This window comes from Oerskovia turbata, from assembly GCF_000718325.1.
GTDB lineage: Bacteria > Actinomycetota > Actinomycetes > Actinomycetales > Cellulomonadaceae > Oerskovia > Oerskovia turbata.
The window spans coordinates 1-1,070 of record NZ_JOFV01000035.1 but is presented as its reverse complement, the minus strand read 5'-3'; the positions used below and the strand labels follow the sequence as shown (position 1 = coordinate 1,070).

Annotated in this window: 1 protein-coding gene; it reads right to left on the bottom strand. The window is 68.7% G+C overall.

What is annotated here, in order from left to right:
- On the bottom strand, positions 1-949 hold a 949-nt coding region (locus IE95_RS0118255; protein WP_036572719.1), incomplete at its 3' end, for an IS481 family transposase.
- Between the last annotated feature and the right edge of the window lie 121 nt (positions 950-1,070).

Here is a 1,070-nt window from a genome sequence, read left to right as displayed (position 1 = left end):
CTGGTGGCTTGTTCCCGCAGGCGGTGTGGGGTCGGTGGTGGTTGTACTCGTGGATCCATGCTGCCAGGGCGGCTCGTCGTTCGGCTTCTGAGGCGTAGCGGCGGGCGTAGCCCCATCCGTCGGCCAGGGTGCGGTGGAAGCGTTCGATCTTGCCGTTGGTCTGGGGCCGGTAGGGGCGGGTCCGTGAGTGGGTGATTGCGAGCTCGGCACAGGTATCGCGCCACAGGTGCGACCGATAGGCAGAGCCGTTGTCAGACAGCACCCGCTGGGTGCTGATCCCGCGGGCGGCGAACCAGGCCACGGCCCGGCGTAGCACGCCGGTGGCGGTGACGGCGGTCTCGTCGTCGTGGACCTCGGCATAGGCGACCCGGGAGTGGTCGTCGATCACGGTGTGCACGAACGCGTGCCCCATCTTCGGGTTGTGGTGGGCGTTCTTCGGCTTGCCCGGTGTAGCGGCACGGTTCCGGTCGCCCTGAGCGCGCCCGACGAAACGCCACCCACCGCCGTCGGGGATGTTGCCAAGCTTCTTGACGTCCACGTGCAGCATCGCGCCGGGCTGGTCGTGCTCGTAGCGGCGCACCGGCTCACCCGTGGCCCGGTCCACGTGCGAGAGCCGGTTGAGCCGGCACCGGACCAGGACCCGGTGGGCGGTCGAGGGCGCGACTCCGGTCAGCGCGGCCAGCTGGACCGGCCCCAAGCGCTTGCGCAGACGTAACGACACGATCTGCCGCGTGATGGCCTGGTCGGTCTTGGCCGGCATCCGGTGCGGACGTGAGGACCGATCACACATCGACTCGCCCGCGGCGTACCGGTCGGCCCATCGCTTGACTGTGGGCCATGAGCACTGGAACCGGGCAGCGACCTCCGCGATCGGGACCTTCTGATCGATCACGAGCCGCGCGACCGTGAGTCGAGCGCGCGGAGTCAAAGCGGCATTAGCGTGGGACACGAGGGCCTCCTGTGTACGGAGCGGATACCTAGGCAGTTCCACTCCACCGCGGGAGGCCCTCCTACGCCATCGATCAGATCAGCGCGTCACACCCTCTCGACCAACGTCCCCGGTCAGTACA